Genomic DNA, 25,415 nt, shown 5'->3' with positions numbered 1-25,415 from the left:
CGCCGAAGCGGGGCTTTCCTGCAGATTGGGGGTTAGACCATCTTGGTGACCTGGTCGAAGCTGAGCTCGACCGGTGTCTCGCGCTCGAAGAGCGATACGAGCACCGTGAGCTTGCCGGCGGCCGGGTTGATCTCGCTGATGGTGCCGGGGAGCCCCTCGAAGGAGCCCGACTTGATGGTGATGGTCTCGCCGACCTCGAAGTCGATCTCGACGTTGCCCTGAGCCGCGGCGTTCGCGGCGGCCTTGCCCTTGGCGGTCGCGGCGGGCTCGAGCTCGACGGTGCTCTTCAGCATCTCGAAGGCTTCATTGATGCGCAGCGGAACCGGGTTGTGCGCGTTGCCGACGAAGCCGGTCACACCGGGGGTGTGGCGCACGACGGACCAGGTGGTCTCGTTGAGGTGCATGCGAACGAGCACGTAGCCGGGGATGCGCACGCGCGTCACCATTTTGCGCTGCCCGTTCTTGACCTCCATGACCTCTTCCATGGGGACCTGGATCTCGAAGATGTCGTCGACAGCGCCCATCGTCTCGCGACGGTTCCACAGGTTCGACTTCACCTTGCGCTCGTATCCCGCATAGGTGTGGATCACGAACCACTTACCGGGCCGGCGACGCAGATCTTTCTTGAAGGCCTTGTAGGGATCGACGGCGACTTCGCCGTCTTCGCCGGTCTCTTCTTCGGCTTCTTCGTCCACGATTGCGCTGGCTGCCGCCTCGGCCTCTTCAGCGCTGTCGATATCGAGCGCGTCCTCCACCGCGGAGTCCACATCGGGGTCCGTCGACTGCACCAATGCATCGAGTGCCGCGTCGAGGTCTGCCTCGGGGGTGTTGTTCTCGCTCGTCATCTCTACTTGCTTTCCTTGCTCTACGGTCGGTTCGTTCGGCGGCTGATCAGCCGAGCGTCGTTCCGAATAGGAAGACCGTCACGAATCCGAACGCCTGGTCGAGTAGCCACACCAGCGCCATCATGATCAGCACGAAGGCGATCACCACGAGGGTGAAGTTGATGAGTTCCTTGCGGGTCGGTGTGACGACCTTCTTCAGCTCGGCAATGACCTGCTGGATGAAGAGAATGATACGGCTGAACCAATTGCGCTTCGCCGCGCGATCGGCCTTGGCGCGCTCGACGAGGCCGCCGCTCTCCTCGACTTCAGTGCTGCTCACTCGCGTGTCCTTTCCGTTGCCCCCGTTCGGCGCTCTCACGCCGAACGGGACTTGCAGGGCAGACAGGACTCGAACCTGCAACCTGCGGTTTTGGAGACCGCTGCGCTACCAATTGCGCCACTGCCCTATGGAGTGTTCGACCAAAATCTCTGTGCCTGGCAGGCATAGGAAATTCTGGCAGAAGTCAACTACCGAGAGATACTCTACGTGATCGATCTGCCCGTGTCGAACCGAGCGCGGTGTGCCCGGGCGCGTCGCAATTCTTCACCCCGTCGGAGACCGTTTTCTCATCCACCATCCGCGATCGGGCGCCCCACGCCGAGGCGCCCGGGGATAGGATCGAACGGTGAGCTACATCTCCCGTTTATCAAAGAAGATCTCCGCAATCGCCGAGTCGGCGACGCTCAAGGTCGATGCGAAGGCGAAAGCCCTGCAGGCCGAGGGGCGTCCCGTCATCAGTTTCGCGGCAGGTGAACCCGACTTCTCCACGCCGGAGCACATCGTCGACGCCGCTCGCTCCGCACTCGACGATCCCAAGAACTTCCGCTACACGGCCGCCGCCGGCCTTCCCGACCTCAAGCGCGCGGTCGCCGACAAGACGGCGCGCGACTCGGGCTGGGCCGTCGATCCCTCCCAGGTCGTCATCACGAACGGCGGCAAGCAGGCCGTCTACCAGGCATTCCAGGTGCTGCTCGATCCGGGCGACGAGGTGCTGCTGCCCGCTCCCTACTGGACCACGTACCCCGAGGCGATTCAGCTCGCCGATGGCGTTCCCGTGGAGGTCTTCGCGGGAGCTGACCAGCACTACAAGGTCACGGTCGACCAGCTCGAGGCGGCGCGCACCGATCGCACGAAGGTGCTGCTGTTCGTCTCGCCCTCCAACCCGACCGGTGCCGTCTACTCGCCAGAGGAGACGCGGGCGATCGGCGAGTGGGCAGAGGCCAATGGGCTGTGGATCATCGCCGACGAGATTTACCAGAACCTGACGTACGACGGAGTGCGCGCCGTCTCCATCGTCGAGGCTGTTCCGGCGCTGCAGGATCGCGCAATCCTCGTCAACGGCGTCGCGAAGACCTATGCGATGACGGGCTGGCGTCTCGGTTGGATGGTCGGGCCGGCCGACATCGTGAAGGGCGCTTCGAACCTGCAGTCGCATCTCACCTCGAACGTCAATAACATCGCGCAGCGCGCTGCGATCGCGGCGCTCACGGGTCCGCAGGAGCCGATCGAGGCCATGCGGCAGGCGTTCGATCGTCGGCGCAAGCTGATCGTCGCCGAGCTCAACGAGGTTCCCGGCTTCCACTGCCCGACGCCCGAGGGTGCGTTCTACGCGTACGTCGACGTCACGGCGGCCCTCAGCAAGACCTATCGGGGCGTCACGCCCGAGACGTCGCTGGAGCTCGCGGACCTCATCCTCTCCGAGGCCGAGGTCGCTGCCGTTCCCGGCGAGGCGTTCGGCCCGAGCGGGTACCTGCGCTTCAGCTACGCACTCGGCGACGAGGCGCTCGTCGAGGGCATTCGCCGCATTCAGGCGCTGCTGAGCGAGTAGACAGCTCGGAGCTACCCGAACTGGGCGTAGAACTCGGCCGCTTCAGCCACGTCATTGTTGTACGAGGCGCTCGGGTTGTAGCCATCGAGCGCCTCGATCCAGTGCTCGCCCACGGTGAGATCAAGACCTGGATCGCACAGCAGCGCCGCGGCGGAGAGGGCTGCGTCGTCGATCTGATCGATCTCGATGCGCCCGTCTCCATTACCGTCTCGACCGAACATCGCCCAGGTCTCGGGGATGAACTGCATCGGTCCGACCGCTCGGTCCCACTCGGCATCACCATCGATCGCACCGCCGTCAGTGTCGGGCGTCGCCAGGAAGCGAGTGCCGTCGAGCGGCACGCCGATGATGCGCGGAGCCGTCTCCCCGGTCGCAAGGAGGCGGGAGCCGTTGATGCTGCCGTGTTCGGATTCGACCTTGCCGATGCCGGCGAGCATGTTCCAACCGAGGTGGCATCCCGGCTGCTCTGCAGTCAGCGTCACCGCGGCGCTGGCGTATGCGCGAAGCGCCCGTTGCGGGATTCCGGCATCCGCCGACACCCGGTCCAGCCAGGCCGGGTCGAGCGCTACCGCGTTCGGTAGGGCAGGCGGAGGCTCCGAGATATCGGAATCCGGCGCACTCGCAGCGGGCGCCGGTGATGGGGCCTGCGGTGCCGCCCGCTGCTCCCAGGTGCCGAGCGCGACCATCACCACAATGCCCCCGGCCAGGAGCGCTGCGGCGATCACCGCGCCTCCGAGCGCGAAGCGGAGCGCACGCCGCGGCGATCCTGCACCGAATCGAACGTCGGCCGCAGCGTGCGATCGTGCGTCACGGTGCGAGAGATTCATCGCCGTTCAGGGTACCGGGAATGAATCCGAGGCCACCGTGTTACATTTGTATGCAGGCGCATATATATGGCGCACACCATCAGCGGCCCCGATCACGGCACCGCGAGACACACAGGAGCACATCATGGAATTCGGGATCTTCTCCGTCAGTGACGTCACCCGCGACCCGGTCTCGGGCGAGACGCCGAGCGAGGCCGCGCGCATCCAGGGACTGACTGAGATCGCCGTGCACGCAGAAGAGGTGGGCTTCGACGTCTTCGCCGTCGGCGAGCACCACAACGCCCCCTTCTTCTCTTCGAGCCCGACGACCTTCCTCGCCTACATCGCGGCAATGACCACAACGTTGAAGCTTTCGACGAGCACCACGCTCATCACGACGAATGACCCGGTGCGCATCGCCGAGGAGTACGCGATGCTGCAGCACCTCGCGAAGGGCCGCATGGACCTCATGCTCGGACGCGGCAACACCGCGCCCGTGTACCCCTGGTTCGGCAAGGACATCCGCTCGGCGCTGCCTCTCGCCCTCGACAACTACAACCTGCTGCACCGCCTGTGGCGCGAAGACGTCGTCGACTACGACGGCAATTTCCGCACCCCGCTGCAGGGCTTCACGAGCACGCCGCGTCCGCTCGACGACGTGCCGCCCTTCGTGTGGCACGGCTCGATCCGCACCCCCGAGATCGCCGAGCAGGCCGCCTACTACGGCGACGGGTTCTTCTCGAACCACATCTTCGCCCCCTCCGAGCACTCGCTGCGCCTCGTGCGGTTCTACCGCGAGCGCTTCGAGCACTACGGCCACGGCACTCAGAAGCAGGCCGTGGTGGGCCTCGGCGGCCAGGCGTTCATGGCGAAGAACTCTCAGGACGCCCGGGCGCAGTTCCGACCGTACTTCAACGAGGCCCCGGTCTACGGTCACGGGCCCCGCATGGAGGACTTCACGAGCCAGACGCCGCTGACGGTTGGCAGCCCGCAGGAGGTCATCGACAAGACGCTCGGGTTCCGCGACATCTTCGGCGACTACCAGCGCCAGATGTTCCTCATCGATCACGCCGGCCTGCCCACGAAGACCGTGCTCGAGCAGCTCGACCTCTTCGGCTCCGAGGTGCTTCCCGTGCTGCGTGCGGAGATGGCGAAGGATCGCGACCCCGAGGTGGCCGACGCCCCCTCTCACGCCGACCTCGTCACCGCGAAGTACGGCGACGCGGCGCCTCGCCAGCCCCGACCGAACGCGAATCGGGGGGACAATGTCACCGGGGGTTCTCCGTACCAGGATTCACCTGCGAAGCAGGGCGCGGCGTTCGGGGTCGCTTGATCCTCCGCCCGTTCACGGAGGGGCGCTGCAGCGGTGGCGCCCCTCCCCACCCGGTCAGACCAGCAGCATGAAGGAGAACGCGAGATGGAACAGCCCACTCGTATCGATGTGCGCCTCGCCAATGAGGCCTGGGAGTCGGTGATGTCGGCGCACGCGGCGCTGATGCACACCTTCGCAGCAGAGCACATGTGGTCTGAGATCAGCATGCGTGAGTACGACGTGCTCTACACGCTCTCAAAGCGCGCTGGGGCGATGCGCATGTGCGACGTGCAGAGCGGCGTACTGCTCAGCCAACCGGCGCTCTCGCGCATGGTGGACCGCCTCGCGACGCGCGGGCTCATCGCGCGCGAGCCCGATCCCCAAGACGGTCGCGCCGTGCTGCTGAGCCTCACATCGGAGGGCGAGCGCCTGCAGCAGCAGGTCGGGCGGGCGCACGCGAAGAGCGTGGCGCGGCAGCTCGGATCCGCTCTCTCCGCTGCGGAGATGGATGACCTGCGGCGCCTCGCGGGAAAGCTCGTCGCGGGCATCGACTTACTCTGACCCCACCACGTCATCACCCCTATCGTTCCTTGAGGAGCACGCCATGAACACCCCCTTCGACGGACCGACTGAAATATCCTCCGCCCGCGCCTCTGACACCGCGCTCAGCACAGCGCCGCGCACGCTGGCCCTCGTCAGTGCGGGAACGAGCGACCCGTCGACCACGACGATGCTCGCGAATCGCGTCGCCGACGCCGCCGCGAAGCTCGCGACGAATCGCGGCATCGAGCTGCGGATCCGCTTCGTGGATCTGCGCGCGCTCGCCGAGGACGTGACCACGGCGCTCGTCACCCAGCATGTCTCCCCCGCACTGCAAGCCGCGAGCGACATCATGCGCGATGCCGATGCCATCGTCGCCTCGACACCCGTTTACAAGGCGGGTGCGAGCGGGCTCTTCACCGCGTTCTTCCAGGTGCTCGACAACGATCTGCTCATCGGCACCCCTGTGGTGCTCGGCGCGACCGCGGGCAGTGCGCGACACGCTCTCGTCGTCGACGATCAGCTGCGCGGGCTCTTCTCCTACCTGCGCACCATCACCGTGCCGACTGGCCTCTTCGCGGCGCCCGACGACTGGACGAGCCGCGACTTCGGCAAGCGCATTGAACGCGCTGCGACGGAGCTCGTCGCCCTGGTGGAAGGCGGATTCCGTGAAGCGGTGCGCGGTGAGACGTGGGGCGCGTACCAGCACTCATACGGCAGCGCCGGCGGCACCGAACTCGGTATCGACTTCGACAGCGATCTCATGAAGTTGGCGACGGGCGGGGCAGGACGCTGAGTTCGAACGCATCGCGTTCGGGCACCGCGCCCGCTGGCGCAACAGCGCCAGCCCACGGAGCGCAGCGCGGGGCAGGGCGCTGAGTTCGAACGCATCGCGTTCGGGCACCGCGCCCGCTGGCGCAACAGCGCCAGCCCACGGAGCGCAGCGCGAGGCAGGGCGTTGAGTTCGAACGCATCGCGTTCGGGCACCGCGCCCGCTGGCGCAACAGCGCCAGCCCACGGAGCGCAGCGCGGGGCGCTGGTTCGGTAAGACATTCGGCTTCGGTGGGGTCTGCGCGGAGCTTTCGGCCTCACGCAAGCCGAAGTTCTCACCGAATCCGCACCACGCGAGCGGCGATGCGAGCGGCCCAGCGCAGGTCGTGCGTGGTGACGACGACGGCACCGCCGGATGCCGTGAAGTCTCGGATGACCCGTTCGAGGCGGCGCATGCCGGCCAAGTCACGCCCGAGCGTGGGCTCGTCGAGCAGCACGACCTCGGGGCGCAGCAGCAGCGCCGAAGCGATCACCAGATCCTTGCGCTGCGCCGGAGCGAGGTCGTACGGGTGCTCGGCCGCCTGCTCGACGAGACCTGTCTGCGCGAGCACGCCGGCGACGTCCGTCGCGCGCTCCTCCCGAAGCCGCGCACGGTCTCGTCTGCGGTGCGGCGGAAGCGGCAGCGCACGTTCGAGCTCGGTCTGCGCCGTCGCTGCTGAGAGCTGAGCCCCCGGATCCTGCCCCACCCAGCCGAGCCACCGCGTGCGCTGATGCGCCGGCATGCGGACCAGTTCCGTTCCGCCGACCCGCACCGACCCTGCGGTGCCCGCCGTCGCGTCGACTTCGAGCAGTCCGGCGACAGCTCGCAAGAGCGTCGACTTGCCCGATCCGTTCGGTCCGACGATCGCCGCCACCTCTCCCGGGGCAGCGCGGACGTCGAGCGGTGGGAAGATCTCCGTCGTCGCGCGGCGCACACTCAAACCGCGCACGTCGAGAAGAGCTTCCGATGCGTTCACATGTGCGCCCGGCAGAGGTGGCGCAAGCAGGTGTGCAGCATCGCTCAGGGTGTTCCACACGCCGCGAACGCCGAGCGCCTCGTCCGTGAGCTCGGCCGGCCGCGCGCTGCCGACCAGTCGCCCGCCCCGCACGAACGCCACGCGATCCGCTGCGGCAGTGAGGTCGTCGTGCTGGTGCCCGGTGAGCAGCACCGATCCGCCTGCGTCGCAGAAGCTCCGCAGCGCTCGCACGAGCAGCATTCTGGCGTCGGGATCGAGCGAGAGAGCGGGCTGATCGAGCACGAGCAGTGCTGGTTCACCGGTCATCAGACTCGCGAGAGCGACGAGCTGCCGTTCGCCGCCCGAGAGCGTGTCGAGCCGGCGACCGAGCAGCCGCTGCATGCCGAACGTGTCGAGCACCGCGCCGATGTCCACCGGCCTCGTGCTGCCCGCGAGCCGGGCCGGGAGGCTCACCTCGTCATCGACGTAGCTCGTCATGCCCGTCAGCTGGGCCTCGGGGTCGTCGCCGAGCATCGCGACGCTGCCGCGCACCGTGATCGCGCCCGAGACCGCACCGCGATCGCCGAGCAAGCCCGCGGCAAGGCGGCAGAGCGTCGAGGTACCAGACCCCTGGGGGCCGAGCACGGCAATCATCTCGCCGGGGCCGATACGCAGGTCGATCTCCGCGAGTGTCTGAGTCTCGGAGCCGTGGAACGCGAACCCCGCTCGAGCGAGCGAGAGCACTACGGTGTCATCCACGCAGCACCTCCAGCAGTTCAGACGCTGTTGGCAGGTGCAGCACACCGCCGAGCGTCAAGGTCACGAGCAGCACCGTCACGACCGGCGCACCCCACCTGAGCACGCGCTGCGCAACACCGTCGGGGTGATCCTGGAGTTCAGCCGGCCGTGGCGACCGGCCGAAACCTCGCTGCTCGAGCGTGTCGTGCCGCTGGTCGAGCTGCACGAGCGACGCCGTCACCAGCCCTGCGATGATTCCGGGCATGAGGCGCACGCGCGTTGCGAGCCGCCCGGTGTTCCAGCCGCGCGCGCTTCGGGCGGCGAGCGCCCGCGTCACCTGATCGCGCAGCAGCGGCACGAGACTCAGCGCCGTGGCGCAGACGTATGCGATGCCGAGTGGCAGGTGGAGTCTGATCATGCCGTCGAAGGTGCGCGCCGAATCGGAGCCGAACGCGAACAGTGCGCACACGGCGATCATCGCGACGACCCGCAGCCACAGCTGCAGTGCCACCGACAGACCTTCGACGGTCACGGCTGCCGCGCCCCACTGCCACAAGACCTCGAGATCGTCGCCCGGATAGAAGAGTCCTTGTACGAGACCCACCATGATGAGCATCGGCACCGCGAGTACGGCGACCGTCGCGCACCAGCGCCCCAAGCGCACACGCGGAGAGCCCGCAGCGACCGCCGTCGCCGCGACGAGCAGTGCGGCAGGAACAAGTGGAGACGGAATGCCGTAGGTGAGCACGAGCGCGCACACGAGCAGCACGAGTTCAGTGGCCGGGTGCAAGATGCTGGGGCGGTGGATCGCGGGTCGTCCGTTCGCCGCACCGGTCGGGGCGGGCGCGGCGCTGCCCGTGTTCACGACCGGGTCGCCGGCGAACGGGCGATCCTCCACGATCAGCTCGAAACGCTGTGCGTCTTCGACCGCATGGCCGAGAGCGAGCGCATGGCGAGCGGATACCTGCTGACTATGCGCTTGGGCAAGGTGCGCAGGACGAGGAAGGCGAGCAGGAAGATGATCGCCTTGTCCGCGGTGTCGGAGGCGAGGCTCTGCACGGTGGTCGCGTTCAGCATCTCGAGCCCCGCCGCCTGCAGCGTCGCGACGATGCCGCCGGTGCCGACGCCGAGGCCTCCGCCGAACACGAAGGCTGCGACCGGAGCGCCGAGTGCGCCCCCGGGAATCCCTGCGATGGCACCTGCGAGCACGGCCCACCACGCGGCTCGGAATGCGCCGAGTCGTGCGGCCCATCCCGCTGCGGCGCCGACGAAGGCGGCGCCCGCAGTGAAGGCGATGACGGTGGGGTTGATGGTGACGCCCCAGATGAGATTGCCGAGCACTCCGGTCAGTGCGCCGGCAGCAGGACCGGCCAGCACTCCGACGATGACGGAGCCGAGCGAGTCGAGATAGAGGGGAATGGGCGTCAGGGTGCCGACGATCTGCCCGACGGTGATGTTCAGGGCGATGGCGATCGGCATGAGCGCGAAGATGCTGCGCGGAATGAGCGGCAGCGTGCCGGCGGCGATGAGCGCTGCACCGGCGAGATAGCCGACCATGACCCAGAGGGTGGTGTTGCCGAGATCCTGGCCGAGCGTCGCCGGTTGGGTGACGAGCACGGCGACGTAGGTGGCGATGATCACAGCCGCACCTGCGGCGGTGAGGAGGTACGCCCACTTCGGGGCGGTGGGGCGGGCTTCTCCGGGACTCATCGTGGTGATGAGCCCCTGCCCAGAGACGCTATCGCGTGCGGTCATACTGCGGTCCTTCCATCAGGGTGTCAGTGAGGTGGTCGAGAAAGTGTGCGGCGTCGACGCGACGAATGATCTCAGCGTTGGCCGGCCGGTTCCATCGCCCCAACCAATCGGCGATGGTCTCGCCCCGCGTCAGGGTGCCGGTGAGTTCCACATCGATTGGAGCGAACACCGTCTCCGCCCAGGGAATTCTGCCAGGCGTCGCCGTTCCGCGCGATTCGGCCTGCACCTCGGCCGGGTCGCGCGGGGCACCCGCACCGCGGATCGGCGGCACGGACGCTGCCGCGTTCCGCGCCCAGTGCACCGCCGTCGCCGCGACGTAGGGGTCGTGAATATGGGCGAGATAGCCGTGGCCGTCCTCCTCGTGGAACTCGAAGTAGAACCGCAGCGCCTCTCCGATCTCATGGAGCAACGCGGGCCACGGCGCCGGGGCCGAGTGCGCTCCATCGACGATGCGGCTGAGGCGCTCGGGCGTCATCTCGACCATCTCCGTCGCTTCGATCGGCCCGATCACCGGCGGGAACAGAGCTTCGTCAGCGATGTAGGCCCCGCCGAACGCGGCGAAGACCCGTGCGGCGGCCTCCGGGTCGTAGCTCACATTCCACTCCGTCGTCGGATGCGTGTTGCCGCGGTAGTTGAAGGCGCCGCCCATCACGAAGAGGCGCTTCAGCAGTCGAGGCAGCTCCGGCGCGATCTCGAGGGCGAGGGCGAGGTTCGTGGCGGGCCCGATCATCACGCCGATGAGTTCGCCTGGGTGCGCTCTCGCCGCGTCGACCCAGGCCTGCGCGGCGCTGAGATCTCGGGTGGAGCAGGTCGGATCGGGCAGCGTCGCGTACCCCGACCCGGTGTCGCCGTGGGTGACCTCGGCGTACTCGGGGTCGGCTGAGCCGGCAGCAGTCGCAGCTTCCGCCTCCTCCCGCGCCGCTGCGGCGGTCTGCGCGAGCGGATGCACCGCGCCGCGATAGACCGGCAGGTCTGCGCGCTCGGCCAGTGCGAGCCAGCCGAGCGTATTGCGCACGACCTGCTCCGTCGAGACGTTGCCGCCGCTCGCGGCGATCCCGACGATCTCGACGTCGGGCTGGCACAGCAGGTAGGCGATCGCTATGGCGTCATCGATGCCCGGGTCGCAGTCGAGGAAGAGCGGGATCGCGGGTTCAGCCATGACTCTATTGTGGCGCCGGACGGCCGATATGGGCGATGTGGCGCCCCGCGATCCCGAGCATGATCATTGCGGTGACGATCGCCGCGGCGCCGAACCAATAGGGCATTCCGGCCCCGAACGCTTCGGCGACCGGGCCGGCGACCGCGGGCGCGACGGCGCCTCCCATGAACCGCACCCCGGAGTACGTCGACGATGCCACGTTGCGGGGCAGATCCGTCGCCTCCATCACGGCCTCGGTCAGCGCAGTATTCATGACGCCGAGCAGCAGCCCGCTGACGATGATGACGACGACGAGTCCGGTCAGCAAACCGGTGAAGCAGCCGAGCAGCACGAGGCAGACGGTGAGCCCGCTGAGCATGGAAAACAGCACGGGACGCAGCCCGAAGCGGCGGGTGAGCGCCGGCGCGACGAGCACCGAGGTGATGGCGAGCGCCAGGCCCCACCCGAAGAATACGAGCCCGAGTTCGTGCGCGCCGAACTCGACGCCGAGCAGCTTCGCGGCAGCCTCCATCGGGTAGGGGCTGTAGGCGAGCAGCACGAAGAACCCGAAGTTGTAGAACAGCGCGACGAGCGAGAGTGACCGCAGTGCGGGATTGCGCAGCGCCCGGAAGCCAGCGAGGATCGACACCCGCTCGGCGCGCGGGGCGGCGTCGGTTACCGGTGCGGGCTTCGGCTGACGCAGCAGCACGAGGATCGCAATGAGCGCGACCCCCATCAGCGCTGCAGTGCCGAAGAACGGTCCACGCCACGACAGAGTGCCGAGCACTCCGCCGACCAACGGCCCAACCGCGAGCCCGACACCGAGCGCCGCCTCGTAGAGCACGATCGCCTGACGTGCGCCCCCGGAGGCCGCGCCGACGATCGCGGCGAGCGCGGTCGAGATGAAGAGCGCGTTGCCGAGACCCCAGCCGGCGCGGAACCCGATGATGGCGTCGACCGACGCCGATGCCCCGGCGAGCGCGGCGAAGATGACGACGAGCACCAGTCCGGCGATGAGCGTGCGCTTCACTCCGAGGCGGCTCGACACCCAGCTCGTGAAGAACATCGCAGCGCCCGTGATGAAGAGGTAGCTCGTGAAGAGCAGCATGGTCTGGCTCGGGCTCGCGCCGAGTTCGTGACTGATTGCGGGGAGGATCGGGTCGACCAGCCCGATGCCCATGAACGAAACGGCGCATGCGAAGGCGATCGCCCACACCGCGGTGGGCTGGCGCAGGATCGACGTCTTCTGGTCGGGCGACGATACGGCTGTGGACTCGGTGCCTGGTCGTGATTCAGCGGTGGTGGACGTGATCTGCTCCTCGTGGTCGGGCGCACTCGGCGCGCGGTTCATGCGGTGATCGGGGCGGGGGCGGGTTAGCCCGGGCGGGCGTCGATGCCGTCGCCGATCTGCTGCATGAGCTCCGCGGCGCGCGCGAGCGTGGCCCGGTCGAAGTCGGACAGCGCGTCGAGGTGCGGGCGCACCCGTGCTGCGGCGGCCGCTCGGTACTCCTCGAGGGCATCCACACCCGCGGGCGTGACGGAGACGAGCGTTGCGCGTCCGTCGCCGGGGTCGGGGGCACGACTCACCCAGCCCTCTCCTTCCAGGCGCTGCACCAGACCCGTCATCGAGGGCTGCGCGACGTGTTGCTGATGCGCGAGGGCGCTGATGCGCAAGGGCCCCGCCTGCTCGAGCTCAGAGAGCACGCGCCACGCGATGAGCGAGAAGCCGCCTCCGGCGAAGCGGCCGGCCACGCGGGCGAATCGCCCGGTGACGCGGGTGAGATCGAGCGCGAGCGCATCGGCACCTGAATTATTTACGGATTGCTGCGCAGTCACACAAGCGATGCTATCACGTCTTATATCGTACCACGATGCATTGGCATGTTCCGCGTGGTCGACGCCGTTGATACTTCACGGGATCTGGAGGAAGATTCGAGTCAGCGGGCCGCACCCGCTGCCGGCCCTCCGACCGGGACGCCACTGGCACAGGAGCCCCCATGACCGAAGCCGCAACGGGAAGAATCGTCATCGATCTCTTCACCACCCTCGACGGCGTCGCTCAATCGCCGGGGGCTCCCGACGAAGACACGAGCGGCGGTTTCCGCTTCGGCGGCTGGCAGGCGTCGTTCGATGATGAGATGGTCGGAGAGCAGGTGCTCGCGTACGTTGACCGCATGGACGCGCTGCTGCTCGGGCGCCGCACCTATGACATCTTCGCCGCGTACTGGCCGAAGCACAACGACCATCCGGTCGGTCGCACGTTCGACGCGGCACCGAAATACGTGGCGACCCGTAACCCTGACTTGTCGCCCGCCTGGAGAAAAACCACGCGCATCGGCGACGACCTCGCCGCTGAGGTGCGCGCGATCCGCGATCGCCACCGCGAGACCCACGTCGTCGGGAGCGTCGACCTCGCACACACACTCATCGCGGAGCGACTCTTCGACGAACTCTGCCTCTGGGTGTACCCGATCGTGCTCGGCGAGGGCCGCACGGTGCTTCCCGCCGGCACGATGCCGACGAACCTGCGCCTGATCGAGCCGCCGAAGAGCGGCAACGCGGGGGCGGTGCAACTGCGCTACGAGCTGGCCACGACCACGAGCTTCTGATTCGAGAACTCCCGAAGACCCTGCGCCCCGAGTTCGCGGCCGAACCCCGAGCGCTTGACTCCGCCGAACGGAAGCGCGGGACTGCCTCCCTTGAGCCGGTTGACCGACACCATGCCCGCAACGATCTCGGTGGCGAACCTCTCGGCCGCCTCGGGCGTATCCGCGAAGGCGGTCGCACCCAGGCCGTAGGGTGAGTCGTTCGCCAGTTCGATTGCCTCGTCGACCGAGTCGGCTCCGACGATCATGGCGACGGGGCCGAAGAGCTCCTGATGCCAGACCGCAAGCTCGCGGAGCGGTTCGAGCAGCACGACGGGAGCGAAGCGGCGCGGATCCTCGTCGTCCCGCTCGATGGATCCGCGCAGCTCGGCTCCCTGGAGCTGCGCCGAGCGCACCGCACCACGCAGCTCTTCAGCCGCCGCTTCGTTCGCGAGGGGGCCGAGCCGAGTGTCGGCGTCCAGCGGATCCCCCGGCTGCGCCGCGAGGAACTCCGCCGTGAAATCGTCGGCGAATTGCTGGATCAGATCTCGGCGCACGATGATCCGCTTCGGAGACACGCAGGTCTGCCCGGCATTCGACAGGCGCATGGTCGCAGCCAGGCGGGCGAGCTCCGCAGCGCGCGATTCGTCGAACACGATGAACGGATCGCTGCCGCCGAGCTCGAGCACGACCTTCGTCAGCGCAGCTCCCGCGGCCTCCGCGATCGCGGCACCCACCTGCTCGCCACCCGTGAACGAAACGCCGGAAACGAGGGGGTGCGCAATCGCCGCGAACACCTCGTCGTGCGTGAACTTCGAGTGGTGCACGAGTCCGTCGGGCGCACCGGCCTCGCTGAAGAGCTCTTCGACCAGCGCGGCGCTTCCCCCGCAGATCGAAGCGTGCTTGAACACGACCGCGTTTCCGAGCAGCAGGTTCGGGGCAATGCATCGGATCAGCTGATAGTGCGGATAGTTCCACGGCATGATGCCGAGCACCACGCCGACCGCTTGCAACCGCACCTCGGCGAGATTGCCGTCTTCGTGGGCGATGAGCTCGGGCCCCAGCAGCTCTGCGGCGTTTTCGGCGTAATAGGTCAGTATCGCAATGCACGACCGCACCTCAGCAAGCCCCTGAGTCATGGGTTTGCCCATATCGAGCGCCATCTGCCGAGCGATCTCGTCGGCGCGCTGCTCGTACAGTTCGGCGGCTTTCGCCAGCACGCGCGCACGGGCGCCAATGCTCTGTCGGCTCCACGGGGCGGACGCCGCTGCGGCGAGCGCGAGCACCCGATCGACCGTCGAAGGCTCGGTGCTCATACCGTCACCTCAGACGTCTGGGCGTCGAGCGCGGGTGACGCCGGTGCGGTGGGAACGGGATCGATCCGCACCCACAGCAGTGTCGATCGCTCCGCGGCGAGTGCGCTCTCGAGCGCCGGGCCGAAGTCGGCGATATCGCTGATGTCATGCGCCTCGAGACCGTGCGCACGGGCGAGCATCGCATAGTCGGGGTTCGTGAGCGAGGTTCCCGAGGGGCGCCCGGGAAAGTGTCGCTCCTGATGTGAGTGGATCGTGCCGAACCCCGCGTTATCGATGACGATGACGATGGCGCGTCCGTTCGTCGCTTGCAACGTCGCGAGTTCCTGGCCGTTCATGCCGAAGCAGCCGTCTCCGGCCAGTGCGACCACGGTTCGATCCGGATGCACCAGCGAAGCGGCGACCGCTGCGGGAACTCCCATGCCCATCGCCCCGTTCCGCGGCCCGATGAATGTGCGCGGCTGCTGATGATGCAGGTACCGCAGTGCGCCGATGACGTAGTTGCCCGCACCCACCGCGATGATGGCGTCGTTCGGGAGTTGACGCTGCAGCTCGCCGAACACCGAGCCGCGCCACGCGTCTTCCCCTGAGCGCTCCGCCGCCGGCGTGCTCCAGTCGAGGTACGCCTGCCGCGTGCGGTGCAGACGTTCGAGGCGCGCGGGTGTCGCCGCGCGCAGCTCGGTGAGGGATGTGAGCCAATCTCCCGGATCGGCGACGAACTGCACGGAGACCTGCCCCTCGTGCCCGAGCAGGTCGGCATCGGCGCTCACCACGATCGTGCAGTCTTCACCGCCGCCGAGCGTGTATTCGTCGGAGAGCACATCTCGCCTCACGGTGCCGAGGTAGCAGACCAGGTCTGCTGCTCCGTAGGCTTCGGACGCGCCCTCGTTGCGGCCGAAGCCGAGGCTTCCGACCCACGCCGCGGAGTCGTGCGGGAACGCGTCGTGACTGCGGAAGTCGGAGACGACCGGGATCGCTGCATGCTCGGCGATTCGGCGCAGCACCGCCGCGGAATCGGAGTTCCAAGCGTCTCCGCCGACGACGAAGACCGGCCGCTCGGCGGCGTCGATCGCCTCGATCGCTGCGCTGACCGATTCGGGGGCGAAGATCACGGCGGGCCGCTCGGTCTGCCGCACCGGAAGCACTCCCGCAGCGCGCTCTACGAGCACCTCTTCGGGCAGGCCGACCACCACGGGGCCTGGTCGACCCGACTCGGCGATCTCGAAAGCGCGCGCGACGCGTTCCGCCGCGGTCTCGGGAGTATCGAGGATGAACACGGCTTTCGCGGTGCTGCCGAACCACGCCTTGAGGTCAAATTCTTGGAACGACTCCAGGTCGCGCACGTGGGTCGAGATGAGCCCGACGAAGACGACGAGCGGCGTGCAGTCCTGGTACGCGGTATGGATGGCGATCGAGGCGTTGGCAGCGCCCGGCCCGCGCGTCACCGCGACGACCCCCGCGCGGCCCGTGAGTCTCGCTTCGGCCACCGCCATGAACCCGGCCCCGCCCTCGTGACGAGCGGTGACGAGCTCGATATGGGAGTCGTGCAGGGCATCGAGGAGTCCGAGGAAGCTCTCCCCCGGCACTTGATAGACGCGAGGAACCTCGCGAAGCTCGAGCTGCGTGACAATGGTATTCGAGACGAGGTCGGACATGCGCACCTTTTCCTGGGATGTACTGCTGAGGGGGTGCGAGCCCGCGGCCCGCACCCCCGCTCGCTACTCGGCCGTGTAGTTGTTCGCTTCTTCCCGGATGGCCTCGGGGTCGAAGTCGTTGATCTGATCGGTCAGGTCGTGGTTGAAGAGCGTGGCGACGTCGTAGTCGGCTGCCGCGCCCTCGATGACCCCGTACTCGGTCAGCAGATCCACCATCTGCTGCAGATCCTCATCGGTCTGCAGCCCGTACTGCCCCGAGCCGCCCTGACCACCGGTCAGTTCGAGACGCGTCGTGAGCTGGCGCACCGCGAGCGCGAGCTGCTCTTCGTCCGTACCCTCGGTCGGCTTCGCCGAGGGGTACCGCTCCCAATGCAGCTTGATCGACGCTTCCGGGTTCTCCTCGGCGAAGATCGCTCCCTTGTAGAACGCGCGCCAGATCCCGGCGATCATCTCGGGGTCGTTCTCGACCACCTCGGTGGAGCAGACGAACGTCGAGGTGCCGTTGAGGTCGTTCATGACGGAGTCGAGGTTCACGAGCTCCTCGCCGAGCAGCGACTCGACCACGAGGTTCGGGCTGTCCCACGCGGAGTAGGCCTCGATCTCCCCTTGCTGGAAGGCGAGGGCCGTCTGGGCGCCGAAGCCGACGGGCAGGAACTGCTCTTTCGACGCCGAAGCGCCCGCGGCCTCCATGCCGCCGATCGCGTAGTTGATGCCCGTCGCGGTCGCAGAATTGCTCCCGATGGTCTTGCCCTCGAGATCGGCCACCGATGTGAAGCCCGACGACTTCGGCGCGACGACGCGGAACATGTTGCCCGCGGTCGAACCGACGATCGTGATCGAGGGGTCGCCTGCCACGGTGGGCAGTGCTGTCGCGACGGACGCGTACGTGCACACCGAGTTGCCCGACACCACCGACTGCACACCCGAAAGCGCGGTCTCGACGGGTTGCATCGTGACGTCGAGGCCCTCGTCGGCGAAGTAGCCGAGATCGATCGGCACCGTCGCGTAGCTCGCCGTCGCAGCCGAGAGCGTCTGGTCGGTCACGGCGAAGGTGATCGGCGTCAGGTCTGCCGCCCCTTCGGCGGATGCGTCGCCTTCCGACGACGCGCAGCTGGAGAGCGCGAGAGCCGCGATCGCCGCGAACGCCGCAGCTGCGGTGATCCTGTGTTGCTTCATTCTGATGTTCTCCTCTATGAGATGGCTACATTGCCTGCGGATCGAAGTGGTACAGAGAGCCTGCGCTCAACGCTGGTATTTGCGCAGAAGGAAATTGAGTCCCGCCATCGTGAGCCAGATCGCGACGCCGAAGCAGCCCAGCACGAAAAGCAGGGCGAAGGTGGTGCCGACCGAACCGGTCTGCACTGCGGCCTGGATCGCGAAGCCCATTCCCTCGCGAGCGGAGACGAACTCCGCGACGATCGTGCCGATGAGCGCGAGCACCGCGGCACTGTTGAGCGCCGGAAGCAGGTAGCTGATCGCGTTCGGGATCCGGAGCTTGCGAATCACCTGCCACTTCGAGGCACCCACCGAGCGGAAGAGATTGACCTGATCGTTATTGATGTTCGTCATGCCGACCAGCGCGTTGACGAGAATCGGGAAGAAGGCCATGAGCGCGGCGAGAATCACCTTGGGCGTCGTGCCGTAGCCGAAGCCGGCGATGATCAGTGGAGCGATCGCAACCTTCGGGAATGTTTGGATGATGATGAGCATCGGGTAGACGGCCTTGCGCAGCGACTCCGAGAACACGAAGAGGAAGCTGATCAGCAGCGCGAGCACGATGGCGATGGTGAGACCGAGGATCGTGATCTGCGCCGTTGCCGCGAGATTCGTCCAGATCGTCCCGTCCGAGAACATGCGCCCGAGGGCCTCCCCGACCGCCTCCGGCGGAGCGAGCAGCAGCGGCGACACCCACCCGCGTTCGGTGCTGACATTCCACAGCCAGAAGCCGCCGCCGAAGATCGCGATCACGATGAGCACCGCGCGCACGTTCGTCGAGGCGAAGACGCTGCGCAGCGTCGTCTCACGCCCGGTCGTCGTTCGCACGTCATCGCCGGAGAGCACCGGCATCAGTTCGGTCTTGGTCGCGCTCATGGCTTTCCACCTGCCTCTGCATCGTGCGTGGGTCCGCCGGCCGCCTTCGCGGCTTCAAGACTCACGCGCCCGCGCCTCACGAGCTCGTTGAATTCGGGCGAGGTCCGCGTTCGTGCCGAACGAGGCCTCGGGAGGTCGACGTCGATGACGTCGACGATGCGCCCAGGACGCGCCGACATCACGACGATCCGGTCGGAGAGGAACACCGCCTCCGAGATGCTGTGCGTGACGAAGATGACGGTCTTCGGCTCCGCGTTCCAGAGTCGCAGCAGTTCCTCGTTGAGGTCCTCCCGCGTGAACTCGTCGAGCGCGCCGAACGGCTCATCCATGAGCAGCAGATCGGGCCGCGTGATCAACGACCTCGCGATCGCCGCGCGCTGCTCCATGCCGCCCGAGAGCTCGCGCGGGTAATGCGACGCGAAGTCTTGGAGGCCCATCATCTCGATGAGCTCTGCGGCATATGCGTGATCGGCCTTCGAGGGGCGGCCGTTCCGAATCTCGATCGGTAGCAGGATGTTGTCGGTCACGTTGCGCCACGACAGGAGCGTCGGCTTCTGGAAGGCGACGCTCGCCGACGGCAACGTTCCAGAGACGACTTCGCCGCCTGCGCGTATCTGGCCGCTCGTCGGGGTATCGAGACCCGCGATGAGTTTCAACAGCGTCGATTTGCCGCACCCGCTCGGGCCGATGAGCGACACGAACTCGCCCCGCTCGAACTCGACATTCGTTTCGGAGAGCGCGTGGATCTCGAGACGCTTTCGACGGAAGACCTTCGATACGCCGTCGACGCTCACGCCCCCCAACCGCGTCCGCTCTGCTAGTGACGCACTCATACGGCCCCTCCCATCTGCTTCTCCCGGACGTCATCGATGACGCGGGTGGTGAAATTCATCCAGTTGCCTCCGAGCACGAGATCGCGCTCCTCCTGCGTGAGCCCCCTCGCTTCGAGGGCGGCTCCCAGGCGCCCGAAGTCCTGCGGCCCGCCGAACCAGTCGGGACGGGCCGAGGGCGCGACGCCGGCAGGCGGAGATGCGCCCTGCTGCGGCTTCCGGCTCCAGCGCCCGCGCCGCATCCATTCCCGGTACTCGTCCGTGCCGCGCTGATTCGCGTCGGTGCCGATGCCGATGGCGGCGAGACCCAAGAGATCGATGGATCGGGCGACCATCTCCGACCACAGCTCGGGGGTGGCGATCCGGCCCCGCGTGAGGTTGTGATAGGTCGTGAGTCCGATCACCCCGCCGCGTTCGACGAGCGGCCGGAGCACCTCGAGCGGCTTGTTGCGCGGGTGCTCCACCAGTTCGAAGATGTTCGCGTGCGTCACCGCGACCGGCAGGCTTGACGCGTGCACAGCGTCGAGCGACGTGCGATTGCCCACGTGCGAGAGGTCGATGACCATGCCGGTGCGATTCATCTCGCCCACGACTTCAGCGCCGTACCGGGTCAGCCCGGAGTCGTGCGGATCGTAGCAACTGCCCCCGATGTCGTTCTGGATGTTGTACGTCAGCTGCGCGACGCGCACGCCGAGATCGGCGAATACTTCGACGAACCCGAGACGCCCCTGCAAGAACGAACTGTTCTGGAATCCGAGCACGATGCCGAGCCGGCCGGCGTCGCGGGCCGCGCGCATCTCCGCAGCGCTGGTGACGATCTGCGCGATGTCGCTGTTCGCTTCGGCCAGCTCGCGCCACGAGACGATCGCATCGAGCGACTCGATGGCGTCCTCCCAGAAGCCGCACGTCACAGTGACGACGTCGACGCCGCCCTCCCGGATTTCTTCGATGCCCCGGCGGTCGAGCCGGGAACAGATCAAACTATCGACAATCATGGTTCCCCCCACGGGTTTCAGACCGAATAGTGGAGGAGCGTTTCGCTCACTCCGGTGTGTGTGCGCGAGAGCTCCGACTCGATGCTCAGCGCGAAGTTCGATGGTTGGTAGATGCGCCACCACTGCTCGCCCGACACGTCGATGCCGTTTCGCAGCAGCTGCACCACATCTGCCCCGCGATCGGCCTCGCAGGGCGCGATGGAGATGCGAAGCGTGCCGGCGTCGTGGTCCGCCTCCGAAGTCAGCGCGTACCCGTGGTAACGCGCGCGCACCTCGAGTCCGGCCGAGCCGACGATCGATTCAAGACCGCTCACGATAAACGGCGCCGTCGGATCGTCGGCCGCCGCCGCGAGCAACGCATTGACGATCACGTCTCCCGCGAGCAGCAGGCTCTCTCCAGCGACATCGATGCCCGCGTCGGTGACTCGCGCGCCCGTCCAGGTGCGGCCGGGTTCGCGAGCCGTGATGGCGCGCTCGAGTTCGTCGAGCCCGGCGCTTCCCGTGACCGCGATCGTCTCGAGCACGAAGTCTCGCACCCCCGGCCACATCCCCTGAGGGCAATCGAGCGCCATGACGAGCCGCTCCACGATGAGCGAGAGTTCACGGCGCGACATGCGGATGCGCGCCGGAATGTGATCCGTGTGCGGAAGCGTTTCCGGATCGTCGTTCGCGAAGGCCGAAAGAACACTTCGTTGTTGTACTTCGAGAGCCACTGCTGTCATTCTCCTTCTTCGATTCGCTGCTACGCGGCGAGATCGTTGTTGATGCGCGTCGCGGCGCGCTGCATCGTCGTGATGAGGGTGTCGTCGGGCAGCACGCCCTGTTCGGTGATCACGCTCAGCGCGCCGACGCAGGCTCCGCCCTTCATGATCGGCACTGCCACGGCGGTGATGAGGTCGCCCAGCCACACCGAGTGCACGAGCGCATAGCCCTGCGTCCTGACCCGCTCGTACACGGAGTCGTCGAGCACCTCGGCCTCGCGGGCGACCGCCCGGTAGACATCGTCTGAGAAGCCGAGCAGCACCTGCCCGGAGGCGGAGGAGCGCGGGGAGACCCTGGCTTCGTAGCCGCGTCGGATGAACTTCGCGCGCACCGGTTCCACGCGCTCGACGATCACCGGACTGCTCTGCTCCATCACGGCGAACGAGACCGGGGCTCCGAGTTCGGCGACGGCCTCCTGCATCACCGGCAGCAGCACTGGCCTGAGCTCTTTCGCCGGGTTCACCTTGGTCGCGAGCTCGGCGACATGCAGGCTCAGATGATAGGTGGCGCTCTCGTCTTGGAACGCCCACCCGGCGGCAACAGCGGTCTGCAGATACTGGTGAGCGGCTGCGCGCGCCCAGCCCATCCGCTCCGCGAACACGGAGACCGTCGTTCCGTTCTCCGATGTGGAGAGCATGTCGATCGCGGCGAGCATCTTCATGCCCGTCTGCAGCACCGGGGTGCCGGCCTTCGTTCGCCCCTGCTCGTCGGCCCGCTCCGCGTTCACGCGCTCACCGCCCAGCGCCAGTCGCGCGGCTCCAGATCGAGGTCTCGACCGAAGTGCGCGTTCTCGAAGATCAACCCGCGCAGGTTGCGCTGGTGCACGTCGCGGGTCTTGTCGAGTCCGTAGCAGAACGCGTTGAACAGCCTGATGATGTACGCCGGCACGAAGCGGTCGTCGCGAACGTCCATGTGCGGGGTCGCATAGGGCAGGTCGGCGGTCGCCTGCACATATCCGACGATCTGGCCGAGATGCGGGTGCCGCGCGACGAACCGCCCCACCCGCTCGGCAGGAATGGCATGGCCCAACGCCTGCTGCAACTCGCGCACTCCGCCCAGCAGGTCGACCGCGAGGTCGTTCGTGCGGTCTGGCACCTCCGCGACAGGGCCGCTCCGCGGTTCCTCGGAGTTGCGCGACTTGTACCAGATGCGCGAGCGATCCTCGCGCGAGGCGACCGGGAACTCCGTGACCCAGGCGAAGGCCCGTGAGATCTGGGCCGAGAGCTGAGCGACGGTCGCCGTGGGGTCGACCTGCTTTCGCTCGTCGACGATGAGGGAGCGGGTCGCCTCGACGACCTGCTCGACCGGCGCGAGTTCGAGCAAGAGGGAGTGGAACATCTCTTGCGCGTCAGGGGTCACCGTATCCGGAATCGAACGCGAGACCTCGCCGAGCGTCACTGCGACGCCGGCCGCGTGCATCTGCTCCGCTTTCCGCAGCAGTCGCCGCACGACCGCGAGATCGACCGCGACCGCTTCTCCCGAGGGGAAGACACCGTAGTCCGTGCTGTCCTGCTCCTTGAACTCGATCGCTTCGCAGAGCAGCTCGTCGACGCGAGCGAAGACCTCGGCGGTGACATACCGCTCGAATACCCCCGCGAGCAGCGTCTCGTATCCGCTGAGCCACGCGTTGACCAGCTGCGGGCGATTCATCGTGAGGAGCACGAGACCGAGTGCCGACCCGTTGCCGACTGCAATGCTGCCCCGCGTGCGTTCGTCTGCCTCGACGGCATCCGCGCTGCGGGCGCGAGCGATGCGATTGACCAGATCGAGTGAGATCTCCCGCATCATGTACGCGGTGAACAGCTGGGCGTAATAGGGAGTCGCGAGCGGGTGCTCGGCACCGTAATTCTGGAAGTCCTTGGTACCAAAGGTTCCGTTGCCGTCGAGACCGGTGTTGCGCAGCAGGTACCCGACCTCGGCGATGCGCTCGAGATCGGGCTGCTGCGCCGCAGACAGCGCGTCGACCACGTGGTCGAAGACGCGGATGCTGCGATTCGCGCGGAACCAGACGAGCGTCTCTGGAGTCGCGCGGCCCGCGTAGAGGCGGGGAATCGCCGTGCGCGTGTCTTCGAGCTCTTCGTCGGTCACCTCGCCGTCGATCAACGCTCCGACGATGTCCCAGCTCGACCCGATGATGCGCGGGCTGCGATCCACCATCTTCGGCTCTTCAGAGAAGGCGACGACGTGCATGACGTGCCCACCGGCATCGACGCGGTACAGCACGCGACCCGCCCCGACGCGATCGATGTCGGCCGCGACAAGCTCGATGCGCCAGTGCTCCCGGTGCATCTTCGCGTACAGGCTCCGCGCCGCGCTCAACCGATTGGGCTGCAGCGCTCCGAGGCGACGCGGGTTCATGACGGTCTCGGCTGCGCGACCACGGGTATCGACCTGACGGTTCTTCATGCACTTCCTCGGGCTCTGCGTTCGCTGTCTAATATGTACAGACGGCATCTTGTTCTGCAATACGAGCGATGCTAGCATGCGATCTATCCGCTGCCAAGGAACAGGAGACGCATGGAGTCGAAAGCGATCACAGCTCGGCCCTCGCCGATGCTCGTGCGCTTGGTCGAAGCGATTGCCGCAGTCGCCCCCGCGCTCGCCGATCGTGCACGGATCGTCGAGGGAATCGAGCAGCTGGGAGACGAGTCGCCGATGTCTTCGGCGCCCGAAAGCCTGGTCGTCGAGGCGCACTCGCCCGGCGAGGTGCAGACCGCGGTGTCCCTCGCCGCGAGGCACGGCGTTCCCGTGGTCCCGAGAGGCGGCAGAACCGGCCTCGTCGGCGGCGCGGTCCCCGTCGTGCCTTCCCTGGTGATCGACGTCTCCGGCATCCGTTCCGTGCGCGAACTCGATATCTCGGGGCGTTACGCGCACCTCGGCCCCGGCGTCACCATCGCGGAAATCGGCGAGATGCTCGCGCCGCACGGCATGCTGTATCCGCCCGATCCCGCAAGCATTGCGCGCGCCACGATCGGGGGAACGGTCGCGACCAACGCGGGTGGCCTGCGGTGCGTGAAATACGGCGTGACGGAGCGATGGATCCGCACGCTCGACGTCGTGCTCGCGGATGGACGACTGGTGACGCTCGGTCATCGGGTCGTCAAGGATGCGACGGGCTTCGACCTCACGCACCTCATCATCGGCTCCGAGGGCACGCTGGGGGTGATCGTGGGCATCGGCATCACGTTCTGCCGCGCGCCGACGGATGCGCGGCTCACGCTGGCGGCCTTCGGCTCGGCGGACGCCGCGGTGGCTCTCGCGTCTGACACGCTCGACGCGCTCACGCCCAGCATGTGCGAGATGCTCGACGCCGGCGCTCTCGCAGCCCGCGACACCGCGCCGATCGTTCCGCTCATCGGTCGTCCCTCCGAGTGGGGGGACGACCCGACGCTGCTGATGATCGAGGTCGACGGCTCGGCGGTCGATGCGGAGCACACGGCACTGCTCGAGCTGCTCGAAGACGCTGGAGCCCGCGTGCACACCGTGGCGCCTCAAGACCTCGAAACCGTGCTCGCGGTGCGCCGCGGTGGGTCGGCCGTGCGGTCTGCGGGCGCGCCCCAAACGGCCGAAGCACTCGTCGAAGCGTCAGGATCCGTGCCCGCGCTGCCGCAAGACGTCTCGGTGCCCCTGTCGAGGCTCGCCGAGGCAGTGGGCCGCATCCGCTCGATCGCCTCGGGGTTCGAGCGAACCGGCAGCAGGATCGCCGCCCACCTCGGCGACGGCAACCTGCACGTGCTGCTCGTCGCAGACCCCGCCCCCGCGAATCGCGACGAAGCACTCGCACGATTGCACGCGGCGATGGCGCTGATCGTCGACGCCGTGCTCGAACTGGGCGGCACTGCGTCGGGTGAGCACGGCATCGGCGCACTCAAACGCCCGTTCGCCGCCCTCGACCTCGGCGCGGACGTCGTGGAGATGCACCGCAGCATCAAGCTCGCGCTCGATCCGCAGTCGCTCATGAACCCCGAGAAAGCGTTCTGACATCCAACAGCTAGGAGCATCGTGACCACTGCAGCACCACTCACCCGAATTCCCGAAGACACCGGAGCCGCGCTCTCTGCGCAGACGACGATTGTCGGCGAGCTCGCGTTCACCACTGCGATTCCCGTTGACGCGAGCGGAGACGTCACGGGGGACATCGAATCCCAGAGCCGCCGCGTACTCGAGCGCCTCGAGGCAAAACTCACCGCCGCGGGATCGGGACTCGACCGCATCGCGCACCTCACCATCCACCTGTGCGACATTCCGACGAACAAGGATGCCTTCAACGCGGTCTACCGCGAGGTGATGCCGGAGGGTACCCGTCCCGTGCGCTGCCTGGTGGGCGTCGCGGCACTCGCGAGGCCCGAGATGCTCGTCGAGGTCACCGCGATTGCGGCTGTTCGGCATCAGTGAGACCAAGCCCCGCACGCAGCA

General features: G+C 67.4%; 25 protein-coding genes and 1 tRNA gene. 7 read left to right on the top strand and 19 right to left on the bottom strand.

Going from position 1 to position 25,415, the window contains the following annotated elements:
- Positions 1 to 32: 32 nt before the first annotated feature.
- The 3 genes from nusG to AB0O71_RS00200 all read right to left on the bottom strand — a co-directional run bounded on the left by nusG (position 33) and on the right by AB0O71_RS00200 (position 1,291).
- Positions 33 to 845, bottom strand: a complete 813-nt coding sequence (gene nusG, locus AB0O71_RS00210; RefSeq protein ID WP_363740540.1) for a transcription termination/antitermination protein NusG — start codon at positions 843 to 845, stop codon at positions 33 to 35.
- A gap of 46 nt (positions 846 to 891) precedes the next feature.
- On the bottom strand, positions 892 to 1,164 hold the full coding sequence (gene secE / locus AB0O71_RS00205) for a preprotein translocase subunit SecE (RefSeq protein ID WP_363740538.1): 273 nt from the start codon (positions 1,162 to 1,164) through the stop codon (positions 892 to 894).
- A gap of 54 nt (positions 1,165 to 1,218) precedes the next feature.
- Positions 1,219 to 1,291, bottom strand: a tRNA-Trp gene (locus tag AB0O71_RS00200).
- A 219-nt stretch (positions 1,292 to 1,510) separates the two neighbouring features.
- On the opposite strand from AB0O71_RS00200, the gene AB0O71_RS00195 reads away from it, so the two are divergent.
- A complete protein-coding gene (locus AB0O71_RS00195; RefSeq protein WP_363740536.1) occupies positions 1,511 to 2,713 on the top strand; it encodes a pyridoxal phosphate-dependent aminotransferase in 1,203 nt (400 codons plus the stop codon).
- Between the two features lie 11 nt (positions 2,714 to 2,724).
- Here AB0O71_RS00195 and AB0O71_RS00190 read toward each other — a convergent pair whose 3' ends face one another.
- Entirely contained in the window at positions 2,725 to 3,540 is an 816-nt protein-coding gene (locus tag AB0O71_RS00190) for a lytic murein transglycosylase (protein ID WP_363740534.1), read from the bottom strand.
- A 124-nt stretch (positions 3,541 to 3,664) separates the two neighbouring features.
- Between AB0O71_RS00190 and AB0O71_RS00185 the strand changes: the two genes are divergently transcribed.
- The 3 genes from AB0O71_RS00185 to AB0O71_RS00175 all read left to right on the top strand — a co-directional run bounded on the left by AB0O71_RS00185 (position 3,665) and on the right by AB0O71_RS00175 (position 6,167).
- A complete protein-coding gene (locus AB0O71_RS00185) occupies positions 3,665 to 4,852 on the top strand; it encodes a CE1758 family FMN-dependent luciferase-like monooxygenase (RefSeq protein ID WP_363740532.1) in 1,188 nt (395 codons plus the stop codon).
- Positions 4,853 to 4,936: 84 nt separating this feature from the next.
- Complete coding sequence (locus AB0O71_RS00180) at positions 4,937 to 5,392, top strand: MarR family transcriptional regulator (protein WP_363740529.1); 456 nt, start codon at positions 4,937 to 4,939, stop codon at positions 5,390 to 5,392.
- Positions 5,393 to 5,435: 43 nt separating this feature from the next.
- A complete protein-coding gene (locus AB0O71_RS00175) occupies positions 5,436 to 6,167 on the top strand; it encodes a CE1759 family FMN reductase (RefSeq protein WP_363740527.1) in 732 nt (243 codons plus the stop codon).
- A gap of 310 nt (positions 6,168 to 6,477) precedes the next feature.
- On the opposite strand, the gene AB0O71_RS00170 is transcribed toward AB0O71_RS00175, so the two are convergent.
- The 6 genes from AB0O71_RS00170 to AB0O71_RS00145 are packed head-to-tail and all read right to left on the bottom strand — an operon-like array spanning position 6,478 to position 12,604.
- Positions 6,478 to 7,896 (bottom strand): ATP-binding cassette domain-containing protein, encoded by a 1,419-nt coding sequence (locus AB0O71_RS00170; protein WP_363740525.1) that lies wholly within the window; start codon positions 7,894 to 7,896, stop codon positions 6,478 to 6,480.
- Positions 7,889 to 8,773, bottom strand: a complete 885-nt coding sequence (locus tag AB0O71_RS00165) for an energy-coupling factor transporter transmembrane component T (protein ID WP_363740523.1) — start codon at positions 8,771 to 8,773, stop codon at positions 7,889 to 7,891. The genes AB0O71_RS00170 and AB0O71_RS00165 overlap by 8 nt, the downstream gene beginning before the upstream one ends.
- 2 nt (positions 8,774 to 8,775) lie before the next feature.
- Complete coding sequence (locus tag AB0O71_RS00160) at positions 8,776 to 9,630, bottom strand: histidine kinase (protein WP_363740521.1); 855 nt, start codon at positions 9,628 to 9,630, stop codon at positions 8,776 to 8,778.
- Positions 9,614 to 10,789: a nucleoside hydrolase gene (locus tag AB0O71_RS00155; protein WP_363740518.1), complete on the bottom strand. Its 1,176-nt coding sequence runs from the start codon at positions 10,787 to 10,789 to the stop codon at positions 9,614 to 9,616. The genes AB0O71_RS00160 and AB0O71_RS00155 overlap by 17 nt, the downstream gene beginning before the upstream one ends.
- A gap of 4 nt (positions 10,790 to 10,793) precedes the next feature.
- Positions 10,794 to 12,119: an MFS transporter gene (locus AB0O71_RS00150; protein ID WP_363740516.1), complete on the bottom strand. Its 1,326-nt coding sequence runs from the start codon at positions 12,117 to 12,119 to the stop codon at positions 10,794 to 10,796.
- Between the two features lie 23 nt (positions 12,120 to 12,142).
- Complete coding sequence (locus AB0O71_RS00145) at positions 12,143 to 12,604, bottom strand: MarR family transcriptional regulator (RefSeq protein WP_363740513.1); 462 nt, start codon at positions 12,602 to 12,604, stop codon at positions 12,143 to 12,145.
- A 161-nt stretch (positions 12,605 to 12,765) separates the two neighbouring features.
- Between AB0O71_RS00145 and AB0O71_RS00140 the strand changes: the two genes are divergently transcribed.
- On the top strand, positions 12,766 to 13,377 hold the full coding sequence (locus tag AB0O71_RS00140) for a dihydrofolate reductase family protein (RefSeq protein ID WP_363740511.1): 612 nt from the start codon (positions 12,766 to 12,768) through the stop codon (positions 13,375 to 13,377).
- Here AB0O71_RS00140 and AB0O71_RS00135 read toward each other — a convergent pair.
- The 9 genes from AB0O71_RS00135 to AB0O71_RS00095 all read right to left on the bottom strand — a co-directional run bounded on the left by AB0O71_RS00135 (position 13,347) and on the right by AB0O71_RS00095 (position 23,405).
- Entirely contained in the window at positions 13,347 to 14,669 is a 1,323-nt protein-coding gene (locus AB0O71_RS00135) for an aldehyde dehydrogenase family protein (protein ID WP_363740509.1), read from the bottom strand. The two genes, AB0O71_RS00140 and AB0O71_RS00135, sit on opposite strands and share 31 nt — an antisense overlap.
- Complete coding sequence (locus tag AB0O71_RS00130; RefSeq protein ID WP_363740507.1) at positions 14,666 to 16,321, bottom strand: thiamine pyrophosphate-dependent enzyme; 1,656 nt, start codon at positions 16,319 to 16,321, stop codon at positions 14,666 to 14,668. The genes AB0O71_RS00135 and AB0O71_RS00130 overlap by 4 nt, the downstream gene beginning before the upstream one ends.
- Positions 16,322 to 16,384: 63 nt before the next feature.
- Positions 16,385 to 17,497 (bottom strand): ABC transporter substrate-binding protein, encoded by a 1,113-nt coding sequence (locus AB0O71_RS00125; RefSeq protein WP_363740504.1) that lies wholly within the window; start codon positions 17,495 to 17,497, stop codon positions 16,385 to 16,387.
- A gap of 66 nt (positions 17,498 to 17,563) precedes the next feature.
- The gene (locus AB0O71_RS00120) at positions 17,564 to 18,412 is read right to left on the bottom strand and encodes an ABC transporter permease (RefSeq protein ID WP_363740502.1); all 849 of its coding nucleotides are present in this window, start codon (positions 18,410 to 18,412) and stop codon (positions 17,564 to 17,566) included.
- Positions 18,409 to 19,245 (bottom strand): ABC transporter ATP-binding protein, encoded by an 837-nt coding sequence (locus AB0O71_RS00115; protein ID WP_363740500.1) that lies wholly within the window; start codon positions 19,243 to 19,245, stop codon positions 18,409 to 18,411. Before AB0O71_RS00115 ends, AB0O71_RS00120 begins: the two co-directional genes overlap by 4 nt.
- On the bottom strand, positions 19,242 to 20,237 hold the full coding sequence (locus tag AB0O71_RS00110; RefSeq protein WP_363740498.1) for a membrane dipeptidase: 996 nt from the start codon (positions 20,235 to 20,237) through the stop codon (positions 19,242 to 19,244). The genes AB0O71_RS00115 and AB0O71_RS00110 overlap by 4 nt, the downstream gene beginning before the upstream one ends.
- A 17-nt stretch (positions 20,238 to 20,254) precedes the next feature.
- Positions 20,255 to 20,950: a hypothetical protein gene (locus AB0O71_RS00105; protein WP_363740496.1), complete on the bottom strand. Its 696-nt coding sequence runs from the start codon at positions 20,948 to 20,950 to the stop codon at positions 20,255 to 20,257.
- Between the two features lie 29 nt (positions 20,951 to 20,979).
- Positions 20,980 to 21,726, bottom strand: a complete 747-nt coding sequence (locus AB0O71_RS00100) for a helix-turn-helix domain-containing protein (protein WP_363740494.1) — start codon at positions 21,724 to 21,726, stop codon at positions 20,980 to 20,982.
- Complete coding sequence (locus tag AB0O71_RS00095; protein WP_363740491.1) at positions 21,723 to 23,405, bottom strand: hypothetical protein; 1,683 nt, start codon at positions 23,403 to 23,405, stop codon at positions 21,723 to 21,725. The genes AB0O71_RS00100 and AB0O71_RS00095 overlap by 4 nt, the downstream gene beginning before the upstream one ends.
- Positions 23,406 to 23,516: 111 nt before the next feature.
- Here AB0O71_RS00095 and AB0O71_RS00090 point away from each other — a divergent pair, with 111 nt between their 5' ends.
- Complete coding sequence (locus AB0O71_RS00090; RefSeq protein WP_363740489.1) at positions 23,517 to 24,980, top strand: FAD-linked oxidase C-terminal domain-containing protein; 1,464 nt, start codon at positions 23,517 to 23,519, stop codon at positions 24,978 to 24,980.
- Positions 24,981 to 25,001: 21 nt separating this feature from the next.
- Positions 25,002 to 25,394: a RidA family protein gene (locus AB0O71_RS00085; RefSeq protein ID WP_363740487.1), complete on the top strand. Its 393-nt coding sequence runs from the start codon at positions 25,002 to 25,004 to the stop codon at positions 25,392 to 25,394.
- The last annotated feature ends 21 nt before the right edge of the window (positions 25,395 to 25,415 follow it).

Source organism: Leucobacter sp. NPDC077196 (genome assembly GCF_040687075.1).
GTDB lineage: Bacteria > Actinomycetota > Actinomycetes > Actinomycetales > Microbacteriaceae > Leucobacter.
This window is presented reverse-complemented; position numbering and strand designations above follow the sequence as displayed.

Bases quoted from the DNA above. Each gene is read 5' to 3' on its own strand.
- nusG (WP_363740540.1), bottom strand. From the start codon at position 845: ATGACGAGCGAGAACAACACCCCCGAGGCAGACCTCGACGCGGCACTC.
- AB0O71_RS00190 (WP_363740534.1), bottom strand. From the start codon at position 3,540: ATGAATCTCTCGCACCGTGACGCACGATCGCACGCTGCGGCCGACGTT.
- AB0O71_RS00185 (WP_363740532.1), top strand. From the start codon at position 3,665: ATGGAATTCGGGATCTTCTCCGTCAGTGACGTCACCCGCGACCCGGTC.
- AB0O71_RS00180 (WP_363740529.1), top strand. From the start codon at position 4,937: ATGGAACAGCCCACTCGTATCGATGTGCGCCTCGCCAATGAGGCCTGG.
- AB0O71_RS00175 (WP_363740527.1), top strand. From the start codon at position 5,436: ATGAACACCCCCTTCGACGGACCGACTGAAATATCCTCCGCCCGCGCC.
- AB0O71_RS00160 (WP_363740521.1), bottom strand. From the start codon at position 9,630: ATGACCGCACGCGATAGCGTCTCTGGGCAGGGGCTCATCACCACGATG.
- AB0O71_RS00155 (WP_363740518.1), bottom strand. From the start codon at position 10,789: ATGGCTGAACCCGCGATCCCGCTCTTCCTCGACTGCGACCCGGGCATC.
- AB0O71_RS00150 (WP_363740516.1), bottom strand. From the start codon at position 12,119: ATGAACCGCGCGCCGAGTGCGCCCGACCACGAGGAGCAGATCACGTCC.
- AB0O71_RS00140 (WP_363740511.1), top strand. From the start codon at position 12,766: ATGACCGAAGCCGCAACGGGAAGAATCGTCATCGATCTCTTCACCACC.
- AB0O71_RS00135 (WP_363740509.1), bottom strand. From the start codon at position 14,669: ATGAGCACCGAGCCTTCGACGGTCGATCGGGTGCTCGCGCTCGCCGCA.
- AB0O71_RS00130 (WP_363740507.1), bottom strand. From the start codon at position 16,321: ATGTCCGACCTCGTCTCGAATACCATTGTCACGCAGCTCGAGCTTCGC.
- AB0O71_RS00125 (WP_363740504.1), bottom strand. From the start codon at position 17,497: ATGAAGCAACACAGGATCACCGCAGCTGCGGCGTTCGCGGCGATCGCG.
- AB0O71_RS00120 (WP_363740502.1), bottom strand. From the start codon at position 18,412: ATGAGCGCGACCAAGACCGAACTGATGCCGGTGCTCTCCGGCGATGAC.
- AB0O71_RS00115 (WP_363740500.1), bottom strand. From the start codon at position 19,245: ATGAGTGCGTCACTAGCAGAGCGGACGCGGTTGGGGGGCGTGAGCGTC.
- AB0O71_RS00110 (WP_363740498.1), bottom strand. From the start codon at position 20,237: ATGATTGTCGATAGTTTGATCTGTTCCCGGCTCGACCGCCGGGGCATC.
- AB0O71_RS00095 (WP_363740491.1), bottom strand. From the start codon at position 23,405: ATGAAGAACCGTCAGGTCGATACCCGTGGTCGCGCAGCCGAGACCGTC.
- AB0O71_RS00090 (WP_363740489.1), top strand. From the start codon at position 23,517: ATGGAGTCGAAAGCGATCACAGCTCGGCCCTCGCCGATGCTCGTGCGC.